This is a genomic window from Thioclava sp. DLFJ4-1 (genome assembly GCF_002020145.1).
GTDB classification, from domain to species: domain Bacteria; phylum Pseudomonadota; class Alphaproteobacteria; order Rhodobacterales; family Rhodobacteraceae; genus Thioclava; species Thioclava sediminum.
Genome location: NZ_MPZT01000009.1, coordinates 21,803 through 32,053 on the forward strand (window position 1 = coordinate 21,803; position 10,251 = coordinate 32,053).

A 10,251-nucleotide genomic window follows, 5' to 3' on the forward strand; every position below is an offset into this window, starting at 1 on the left:
GGCGTGCGTAGACAGTTGAAACGGTCGGTCATCTTAGGTCCGGTCCTCTCCGGCGAGGCGGTTGTGACGCAGAGACGAAAGCAGCGCGAGCCCGATGAATCCCGCGCCGAGCAGGCCGGTAATCACCTCGGGAATATGGAAAAGAGCTTGCGCGAACATGATCACCGAGAGGACGAAGATCGACCAGAAGGCTCCATGTTCGAGGTAGCGGAACTCGGCAAGCGTGCCGCGCTCCACCAGCATCAGGGTCATCGAGCGCACATACATCGCACCGATCCCCAACCCGATCGCGATCAGGAACAGGTTCTGCGTCAGCGCAAAGGCCCCGATCACCCCGTCGAAGCTGAAGGACGCATCCAGAACTTCGAGATACAGGAACGCGCCCAAGCCACCTTTGGCCACCGTCATCGCGGCGTCCGAGCGGTCGAGCACATGGCCCAGCAGTTCGACACCGAGGAAGGTGATCAGCCCGAAGCTCGCGGCGTAAAGGAAGGTCCCGCGATCCTCGATCTCCAGCAGCGAGGAGAACCCGAGCATCATAAGTAGCACCAGTGCGATTTCCGTGCCGCGCACCGAGCCGAAGCGGCGCAGCTTGCGCTCGAGCCACGAGATCCAATCCACTTCCTTGCCGTCGTCGATGAAGTAGCTCAGCGCCACCATCATCAGGAAGGCTCCGCCAAAGGCCGCGATCGACAGATGCGCAGAGCCGATGATCGCGGCATAGCGCGCCGGATCGGTCGCAGCGAGGCGGATCGCCTCGATCGGGCCGATATGGGCGGCGATCACGACGACCAGCAGCGGGAAGATGATCCGCATGCCAAAGACCGCGATCAGGATGCCCCAGGTAAGGAAGCGATGCCGCCAGACCGGGGTCATGGCCTCCAGCTTGTTGGCATTGACGATGGCATTGTCGAAGCTGAGAGAGATTTCGAGCACCGCCAGCACCGCCCCGATCAGACCGAAGCTGATCGCACCATGCAGGGTGCCGGAATAGCTCCAGCCGAGGGCGAACGCCCCGACCAGACCGGCTGCGGTTACAATGTAAGCCCAGAGAAAATAGCGTAACATATCAGGCCTCTACCGTTCCGGGCAGATAGGCGCGCAGATCGACCGGGCTGAGAAGCGGTTTGCCCGCGTAATGCGCCTTGAGATTGTCGACCAGAAGCTGCGCCATCGCGTCGCGCGTCTCCACCGTGCCCGAGGCGTGATGCGGGAAGAGCGTCGTATTGGGCAGCGCGGTCAGCGCCGGATCGGGATTTGGTTCGGAGGCGTAGACATCGAGCGCCGCATGGCCAAGTTTGCCCGAAGACAGCGCCGCGATCATCGCGGGTTCGTCCACGACGGAGCCGCGCGCCACGTTGATCAGAAGCCCTTCGGGACCAAGCGCCTCCATGACCTCGGCCGAGATCAGGCCACGCGTCCCCTCGCCGCCCGCGACGATCACGATCAGATTGTCGCTCTCGCGCGCAAGCTCAACCAGGTCAGGTACGAAGCGCCACGGCGCGTCCTTCTTGCGGCGGTTCCAGTAGCTGACCTGCAGCCCCATCGCCTCGCCGCGATGAGCAATCGCCTGTCCGATGGTGCCGAGGCCGACGATGCCCAGCTTTCGTCCCTTGAGGCTGCGCTGCAGCGGGAACGGACCTTTCGTCGCCCAGTCTCCAGAGCGGGTGTAGGCGTCGGCCGCCACCAGCGAGCGGCGCGCGGCCAGCATCAGCATGATCGCGGTGTCGGCCACGTCGTCACATAGCGCCTGCGAGGTATTGGTCAGCGCAATGCCGCGTTTTGCGAGCGCCGCGAGGTCGAAGCTCTCGAAGCCAGCCGAAGAACAGGAGACCAACTCCAAATTCGGCATCGCCTCGATCATCGCCGCGTCGAGCGGCGCATGACCATTGGTCGCGATCGTGCGGCACTTCGGCCCGTGCTCGGCCAGGAACGCCGCCTTATCCTCCGCAAGATCCCAGCGGTGCAGCGTATAGGCCTCTTCGAGCTGCGCCATCGCCACCGGGCGTTGCGGGAAAAGCATCATTACGTCGGGTTTGGTCATTACACGGCCTCCTTGGCCCGCCGCTCGGCGCGCCGCCGGGCCTGCACCTCGGGATCGGGGTCCAGCGAGGCGGCAAGCAGATTTCGGGTATAGGTGTCGCGCGGGAAGTCGAAGATCTGGCGCACAGGCCCCTGCTCGACGATCCGCCCGCCCTGCATCACGATCACCCGATCCGCGAAATCACGGACCACCGGCAGATCGTGAGCGATGAAGATATAGCTCAGGCCGTATTCGGCCTTCAGCCGGTCCAGAAGCGCGATCACCTGCCCCTGCACCTGCACGTCGAGCGCGGAGACCGCCTCGTCGCAGACGATGATGCGCGGCTCGAGCGCAAGCGCCCGGGCGATCGCGATCCGCTGCCGCTGCCCGCCCGAAAACTGGTGCGGGTAGCGATGCACATGTTCGGATTGGAGCCCGACCTGTTCAAGCAGGGTCGCCACCCGCGCCTTCCATTGCGCTTTCGGCAGGATTTCGGGGTGGATCGCCCACGCCTCGGAGATCAGCTCGTAGACGGTCATTCGGGGATTGAGGCTCTGCGTCGGGTCCTGAAACACCATCTGGATGTCGCGACGCATCGCGAACATCTCCTTCGGCGTAATCGAGAACAAATCCTTGCCCTTGTAATGCGCCGTGCCACCGGAGGCCTCTTCGAGACGCAGCAGGATGCGCGCCGTCGTCGATTTGCCCGAGCCGCTTTCGCCGACGATGGCCAGGGTCTCGCCTTCATGCAGGTCGAAGCTGACACCGCTGAGCGCTTCGAACGCGCCGTAAAGCTTTTTGGCCTCACGCACTTTCAGAAGCGGTTCGGTTTCGGGCACTTTGTCATGGATTTCGCCCTGCCCCGGCGCGCAGGAAATCAGGCGCTTGGTGTAGGGGTGCTGCGGGTTGGCGTAGATTTCGCGCGCCGAGCCCTGCTCGACGATCTCGCCATGGTTCATCACCACCACGCGATGCGCAATCTCGGCCACCACGCCCAGATCATGCGTGATGATCAAAAGCGCCATGCCGGTTTCCTTCTGCAGATCCTCGAGCAGCTGAAGGATCTGCGCCTGCACCGTCACGTCGAGCGCGGTCGTGGGTTCGTCCGCGATCAGCACGTCGGGCTTGAGCGCCAGTGCCATCGCGATCATCAGGCGTTGCCGTTGCCCGCCCGAGAACTGGTGCGGGTATTTCTGGGCCGACGCCTCCGGGTTTGGAATGCCGACCTTGCGCAGCAGATTGATCGTCTCGGCCTTCGCCTCGGCAGTGGAGGTGCCATGGATCACCATGGTCTCTTCGATCTGCCAGCCCACGGTATAAACCGGGTTCAGGTGCGCCAACGGATCCTGAAAGATCATCGCGATCTTCTTGCCGTTAATCGCACGGCGCTGGCCGCGCGACATCTTCAGAAGATCGCGGCCTTCATAGAAGATCTCGCCGCTGGTGATCTCGCCCGGGGGGCAGTCGATGAGGTCCATCACTGCGGACGCCGATACCGATTTACCCGAGCCGGATTCCCCGAGGATCGCGAGCACTTCGCCCCGGTCGATCTGCCAGCTTACGTTCTGGACGGCATGGACCGGGCCGCGAGCGGTCTGGAACGTGACCGAGAGATTGCGGACTTGAAGAAGCGGATCAGCCATTCTTCTTGCCTCCGATTTCGAGCCGCCAGCGCTGCGTGGGATCGAGCGCGACGCGCATCCAGTTCGACAGCAGGTTGAGCGACAGGGTTGTCAGGATGATCACGAGGCCCGGCCAGAACGACAGCCACCAGGCCGAGGTCAGGTAGGGACGGCCTTGGCTCACCATCAGGCCCCATGTGATTTCGGGCGGCTGGATGCCGATGCCGAGGAACGAGAGCGAGCTTTCCGCCAGCATCACGAAGGCAAAGTCGAGCGTCGCGATGGTCAACAGGGTCGGCAGGATGACCGGAAGGATATGCCGGAAGATAATGCGCAGATGAGAGGCCCCCATCACGATCGCGGCCTGCACGAACATCCGCTCGCGCACTTCCAGCACTTCGGCGCGTGTGGTGCGCAGGTAGACCGGGATCCGGGTGATCGCGAGCACGATGACGATGTTGCTCACCGAAGGCTCGAGCATGTAGAGCACGATCACCGCGAGCAGGAGCGACGGGAAGGACATGATCACGTCCGCGATCCGCGGGACGATGTCGCCCAGCTTGCCGCGCGAGTAACCCGCGACCAGCCCAAGCGCGGAGCCGATCGTCATCGAGGCGATCACCGCACCGGTGGCCACGGCCATCGTGTTACCGGCGGCGACGATGATCCGGGCAAGCAGCGGACGGCCCAATTGATCGCCGCCGAGGATCCAGAAGAAGCCACGGGCCAGATCGAAGGGCGGAGCGTTGCGTCCGCGAAGGTTTTGTCGTGTCGCCAGCTGATCGAGCAGCAAGGGGCCGAGGATCGCGCAGGCGATGATGACGATCAGGAAGATTGCGGCGATGGTCGCGGTTTTATCCGCCAGCAGAAGCTGGAGCATCTTACGCGCCTTGCCGGGTTCTGGCGTCTCCGCTTTGACGGAGGTTGCCGGGGTTCGAGTGTCGGACATGGTCATTTCTCAATACCGGATGCGCGGATCGAGGATCGCATAGGCGATGTCGATCAGGATGTTCATGATGAAGATCGCCAATGCCGTGACCATGATGGCCGCCAGCACGACGGTGAAGTCGCGGTTGAGGATCGAGTCGATCATCAGCTTACCGACGCCGGGAAAACCGAAGATCGTCTCGACCACCACGGCGCCGTTCAGAAGCGCGGCCGCCTGATCGCCCATCACGGTGATCACCGGCAGCATCGCGTTGCGCAGGGCATGGACGAAGATCGTCTTCTTCGGCGCGACACCCTTGGCGCGGGCGGTTTTCACATAGGCCGAGCCGAGCGCGTTGATCATCGAGCCCCGCACAACTTGCAGGATCAGACCGAAGGGTCGGATGAACAGAACCGCGACCGGCAGGATCCAGTATTGCGGCCCGCCCACACCGGAGGTCGGCACCCAGCCCAAGCCCACGGCGAAGACGACGATCGCGACGATGGCGATCCAGAAATCGGGCGCGGACGCCCCGATCAGCGAGAAAAAGGTGGCGATGCGGTCGAAGATGCCGCCGACACGGAAGGCAGCCAGTGCGCCCAGCGTGATCGCAGCGACGGTCACGATCGCCATCGTGATCAGTGCGAGGCGGAACGTCCAGCCGAAGGCTTGCAGCACGACGGGCAGCGCGGGTTCGGCGCGGCGGATCGACTCGCCGAAATTGAGATGCACGAGATCCCAGACATAGCGGCCGAACTGCACGATCAGCGGATCGTTGAGGCCATGGATTTCGCGGAACTGGTCTCGCGCGGCTTGGCTGGCATCGACCGGAAGGTAAAGATCCGTCGGGTCACCTGTCAGGCGCGACAGAAAGAAGACGGCAATGATCAAGAAGATCAAGGAGATCGCACTGGAAACCGCGCGTTTCGCGAGGAATTTCTGCATCGGTTCTCTCCGTTGGAACGGCGCGTGCGCCGTGGGGAAATCGGAGCCCCTCTATTCGTGGGCTCTGGCGTGCGGGGCGCCGGATGGCGGCGCCCCGACCTGGATCAGTTTTCCGAGATCAGTTTTTGAACTTGATCTGCGAGAGCTGCAGCTCGGAGTTCGTCGCGATCGTCGGCGTGAAGTCGAGACGCTGCGAAACGCGCGAATAGCCGACCATGTGGAACAGGAAGACGTCCGGGCTCAGTTCGGCCACCTTGCGGAAGACCTTGCGCCACGCGTCGCCGCGACCTTCACCGGAGGTGCCGGTTGCATCGGCGATCTCCTGATCGAGCTCCTCGTTGCAGATCCCCGACTGCAGACCGTCACAAGCGTACTTGAAATACATCGAGAAGACGGGGTCGCCGCGGTTGTTATCGTGCATTGCCTCGACAATCGAAGGCTCGGGCTCTGCCGCGAAGGGCTTGGAGTAGTATTTCACCCATTCCGCCACATCGACCATCTGCAACTTCACGTTGAGGCCGACATCGCCGAACATCTGCTGCAGGGCTTCCATCACCTCGGTCACGTTCGGGAAGTTGCCCCGGCGACCGATCATCAGGATTTCCTTGTCGACCGGAACGCCATCGGCCTTGGCCTCGGCGATCAGCTTCTTGGCCTGATCGGGATCATAGGGCGGCACGCCCAGATCCTCGTCCGCACCCAGCGTGGTCGGCACGGTCATATGGGTCGCCACTTCAGCCGTGTCCGGGATCAGAGTGCCCAGGAAGGCTTCGCGATCGACGGCCATGTTCAGGGCCTTGCGCACACGCACGTCGTCGAGCGGCGCGATCGACGTGTCGAGGCGCAGATAAGTGGTTTCCGAGTTCGGATAGGAGAAGTCGGTCTCGGGGTTCGTCGCATCGGTTTGGCTGATCAGCGGCGCAATATCGGCCTCGCCGGTCTGCACCATTGCCGCACGCACCGCATCATCCGAACGGAACAGATAGGTGGCTTTGGTCACTGCGGGCTCGTCGCCCCAGTAGTCGTCGCGACGGTCGAGCTCGATCGATTGACCGGGATCCCAGTTCGCCAGAACGTAGGGGCCGGTTCCGACGGGCTCGCGGGTGAACTCCATCGGCGTCGATTTCGGCACGATGGTCAGGGTCGACATCAGCAGTGGCAGGATCGGCTGCGCCGGGTCCGACTTGATGTCGATCGTGTGGTCGTCGACGATCGTCGGCGTGATGGTCATGCCACCGAAATACTTGGCCCCGATCTCGCAGGTCATGTCCTTGGACAGCGTGCGCTCGATCGAGTGCTTCACGTCCTCGGCGGTGAAGTCCGACCCGTCCGAGAACTTCACGCCCTCACGCAGATGGAAGCGCCAGGTGCCGTCGCCCTGATCTTCCCAGCTGGTCGCCAGACGCGGCATCAGATCGCCGTTCTTGACGTTCAACTCGGTCATCGTCTCCGAGATGTTCTGCAGGATGACGCGCCCGATATTGGACTGCGACGCCATACAGGGTTCGACGTTTTCCAGCTCTTCGTTAAGGACGATTTTTACGTCCGTGTCGGCGGCGAATGCAGGTGCCGCCAGGCACAACAGGACCGCCCCGCTAAGCAGGGTGTTCTTGCAATTCATTAGAATTCCTCCCAAATTTCACGGCGCGATTGTTTGTGTCCGGCGCCCGCCGCATTCGCCGAAGCTTTGGTGATCCACGACGATCAGGTCCGTCGCTCCTCCTGGATCATTAACGAGTCTATGCAAGGCCGGGCTTCAGTCCACGCCAAATTGACGCACAATGATCCAATCTCGGTATCATTCATCAGCCCCGCGGTATCACCCCCCCTTTCCATCCGACGTAGGCACGAAATGATGCGCTCGCTTGCGCGAACTCGCCGCGAGAAGAAGGATCGAGACGAGGATGAACCCCGCTCCGATCCAGCTTTCGAATCGCGGCACTTCAGCGAAAAACAACCAGCCCGCGACTGCGACGAGCGGCAATTTGAGAAAGTCGATTGGGGCGACCAGCGAGGCATCGGCCAGTTGCAACGCCCGTGTTACCCCAAGTTGCGAATAGGCTCCGATTACGCCCTGCAAAGCCAGAAGCGCCCATTGTTCGGGCGTGGGCCAAGACCAGACGGCAACCGCCGGGATCAGCGCCAGCGGCACCGACAGGATCAGGTTCCAGACGACCAGCGTATCCGCCCCGTCGCGGCGCCCCATCGTCTTCAGGATGAGTTGGATCGCTGCGGTCAGCAGCGCCGACAAGAGCGCCAAGAGAAGCGCCTGCCCTGCCCCCAACCCCATCGCCGGACCGAGGATCACGACGATCCCGGCGAACCCGACGCCGAGCCCGCTGATGCGCAGTCGTCCGGGCCGCTCGGACAGCAATAGCCACGCGCCGAGCGTGACGAAAAGCGGAGCGGCGAAGGTGATCGCGGTGACGGTGGCGATTGGCGCGGCCTGCAACGCCGCGAACAGCGTGACCAGCGCGCCGAGCTTGAGTGCCGCACGCACCAGATGCGCCGTACGCGCCTCGCTGCGCAGAACGCCCGGCCTGCGTACGATAAGCGGCAGAACCGCGATCAACCCGAAGAGGACCCGAGTGAAGCCCATCTGAAACGGATGCACCGCGCCTGCAAGATGGCGCACGATGACCGCGTCCAGCGCTGCCCCCACCGCGACCACAGCCATCAGTGTCATTCCTAGCAAAGCCCGTGCATCGATCATGGCGCCTCCCTTGCGTCAAGACTGCGTTACTTCAGCGAACATGTAAACATGTATTATACTGGTAAATCTTCCTTCCTAATCAGCCACTTGATATAGCGAGCACTAGGAATTTCCGATAGAACATGTAAATGTTGATGCCGACTCGTCTCATGCGGGACGTCGAGTTGTGAGGATTGGCGATGAGCGGACAGACCATTGAACTCAACCAGCTGCGCTATTTCGTGGCCGTGGCTGAAGAGTTGAACTTCCGCCGCGCGGCGAAGCGGCTGAACATGACGCAACCGCCTCTCTCGCGACATATCGCGCTGCTCGAACATACGCTTGGCACGCCGCTTTTCGATCGAACCAACCGCTCGGTCCGATTGACGGCGGCCGGCAAACGCCTGTTGCGCGACGCGACCGACATTCTCACCCGCACCGAAAGCGCGGTTCTGACCGCGCGCCAAGCCGCGCGCGGCGCGGCGGGTTCGGTCGAGATCGGTTTCGTGCCCTCGGCCTGCGTCGAGGTGATCCCCCGGCTCGCCCGCCGCATCCGGAACGAGATGCCGGAAGTGACGATCACCCTCAACGAGGTGATGACCTATGAGGCGATTGAATCTCTCGGCTCGGGCAGCCTCGATTTCGGGCTGATCCGCCTGCCGCGCGAGACCTATTCGCTGCCGATGGAAAAGGTCTGGTCCGAGCCCTTCATGCTGGTCACGCATAAGGACGATCCGCTGCGCGACAAGCCCGACCTCAAAGTCGAAGATCTGCATGGACACGACTTCATCGGTTACTCGACCGAGCGCGGGGGCTTTCTCGCCGAAGTGGTGAACGGCTATCTCAAGGCGCGCGGTGTGATCCCGCGCGAACTTTTCGCGGTGGCGCAGCGCCATACCGTTCTGGGGCTGGTGAACGAAGGGTTCGGGGCGGCGCTGGTGCCGCGGTCGAGCTCGCTGATCGGGCTGCCGAACCTCGTATTCCACGATATCGGGCTCGATCCGGACGAGCTGCATTCCGACCTCTATCTGGCTATGCGCCCGACCGAGCCGGAACCGGTCATCGCGGTGATCGCGCAGATCATCCGCGATGAACTTTCCGGCGAGATCCTGCCCCGCCGGAAATGAAGGGCCGTGGCCCAAGGATACCTCAGCGATCATTCGCCTTGCGCCAAGCCTCGAACGCCTCGCGGTTCTCGTCCTTGGTGCAGGGGTAAAGACCGATGATCGTCTGGCCTTCCTTGACCTTTTCGACCACGAAATCCTCGTAGGCCGTCATCTCGACCGCCTCGTCCGCGATCTCATCCGCGATATCGGCCGGGATCACGATGACATTGTCGCCGTCGCCCACGATGACGTCGCCCGGGAAGACCGGCGCGTCGCCGCAGCCGATCGGCTCATTGATCGCAATCGCCTCGTTATTGGTCAGGTTCGTCGGACTCGAAGGGCGCGTGTGATAGGCCGGGATTTCCAACTCGGCGATGGTGCGCGCATCGCGGAAGCCGCCATCAGTGACGACGCCCGCCCCGCCGCGCTTCATCAGCCGCGTGATCAGGATGTCGCCGGCCGAGGCCGCCATCGCCTGCTTGCGGCTGTCCATCACCAGCACCGAACCTTCCGGGCAGGTCTCGACAGCGACGCGTTGCGGGTGATCGGCGTTGCGGAACACCGCGATGCCGTTGCGATCCTCGCGCGCCGGAATGTAGCGCAGGGTGAAGGCCGGACCGACCATGTTCTTGCCCTTCCAGCCCAGCGGCTGCACGCCCTGGATCACCTGATTGCGCAGCCCGCGCTTGAACAGCGCGGTAGCAAGCGTGGCGACCGAGACGCCCATCAGCTTGTTGCGGGTCTCTTTCTTCATTTGCGTATCCTCCCTCACGCAAGGTCCGCGGGCAGCACGCCCTCGGGGATGTTCTGGTAGCAGACCGGGCGCAGGAAGCGCCGGATCGAGAGCGTGCCGACGCTGGTCGCGCCGAAGTTCGTGGACGCGGGATAGGGCCCGCCATGGACCATTGCGTCACAGACCTCCACTCCGGTCGGGA

Annotated in this window: 9 protein-coding genes and 1 pseudogene; 1 reads left to right on the top strand and 9 read right to left on the bottom strand. The window is 62.9% G+C overall.

What is annotated here, in order from left to right; translation table 11 throughout:
* Window positions 1-33 precede the first annotated feature (33 nt).
* The 7 genes from BMI85_RS20795 to BMI85_RS20825 all read right to left on the bottom strand — a co-directional run bounded on the left by BMI85_RS20795 (window position 34) and on the right by BMI85_RS20825 (window position 8,231).
* Window positions 34-1,068 carry a DUF475 domain-containing protein gene (locus tag BMI85_RS20795; protein ID WP_078602672.1) on the bottom strand — a complete coding sequence of 345 codons (1,035 nt, stop codon included), beginning with the start codon at window positions 1,066-1,068 and terminating at the stop codon, window positions 34-36.
* Between the two features lies 1 nt (window position 1,069).
* Window positions 1,070-2,044: a 2-hydroxyacid dehydrogenase gene (locus BMI85_RS20800; RefSeq protein WP_078602673.1), complete on the bottom strand. Its 975-nt coding sequence runs from the start codon at window positions 2,042-2,044 to the stop codon at window positions 1,070-1,072.
* On the bottom strand, window positions 2,044-3,666 hold the full coding sequence (locus BMI85_RS20805; protein WP_078602674.1) for an ABC transporter ATP-binding protein: 1,623 nt from the start codon (window positions 3,664-3,666) through the stop codon (window positions 2,044-2,046). The genes BMI85_RS20800 and BMI85_RS20805 overlap by 1 nt, the downstream gene beginning before the upstream one ends.
* Entirely contained in the window at window positions 3,659-4,594 is a 936-nt protein-coding gene (locus BMI85_RS20810) for an ABC transporter permease (protein WP_078602675.1), read from the bottom strand. The genes BMI85_RS20805 and BMI85_RS20810 overlap by 8 nt, the downstream gene beginning before the upstream one ends.
* 9 nt (window positions 4,595-4,603) lie before the next feature.
* Window positions 4,604-5,518, bottom strand: a complete 915-nt coding sequence (locus tag BMI85_RS20815) for an ABC transporter permease (protein ID WP_078602676.1) — start codon at window positions 5,516-5,518, stop codon at window positions 4,604-4,606.
* A gap of 118 nt (window positions 5,519-5,636) precedes the next feature.
* Complete coding sequence (locus BMI85_RS20820) at window positions 5,637-7,139, bottom strand: ABC transporter substrate-binding protein (protein ID WP_078602677.1); 1,503 nt, start codon at window positions 7,137-7,139, stop codon at window positions 5,637-5,639.
* A gap of 198 nt (window positions 7,140-7,337) precedes the next feature.
* Window positions 7,338-8,231, bottom strand: coding sequence for a DMT family transporter (locus BMI85_RS20825; protein WP_078602678.1), 894 nt, complete (start codon window positions 8,229-8,231; stop codon window positions 7,338-7,340).
* 179 nt (window positions 8,232-8,410) lie between these two features.
* Between BMI85_RS20825 and BMI85_RS20830 the strand changes: the two genes are divergently transcribed.
* Window positions 8,411-9,337, top strand: coding sequence for a LysR substrate-binding domain-containing protein (locus BMI85_RS20830; protein ID WP_078602679.1), 927 nt, complete (start codon window positions 8,411-8,413; stop codon window positions 9,335-9,337).
* Window positions 9,338-9,359: 22 nt separating this feature from the next.
* On the opposite strand, the gene BMI85_RS20835 is transcribed toward BMI85_RS20830, so the two are convergent.
* Together BMI85_RS20835 and BMI85_RS21755 are read right to left on the bottom strand one after the other, a co-directional pair.
* The gene (locus BMI85_RS20835) at window positions 9,360-10,070 is read right to left on the bottom strand and encodes a ribonuclease activity regulator RraA (RefSeq protein WP_078602680.1); all 711 of its coding nucleotides are present in this window, start codon (window positions 10,068-10,070) and stop codon (window positions 9,360-9,362) included.
* 14 nt (window positions 10,071-10,084) lie between these two features.
* Window positions 10,085-10,251, bottom strand: a pseudogene (locus BMI85_RS21755) (aldehyde dehydrogenase (NADP(+))); the annotation flags it as partial.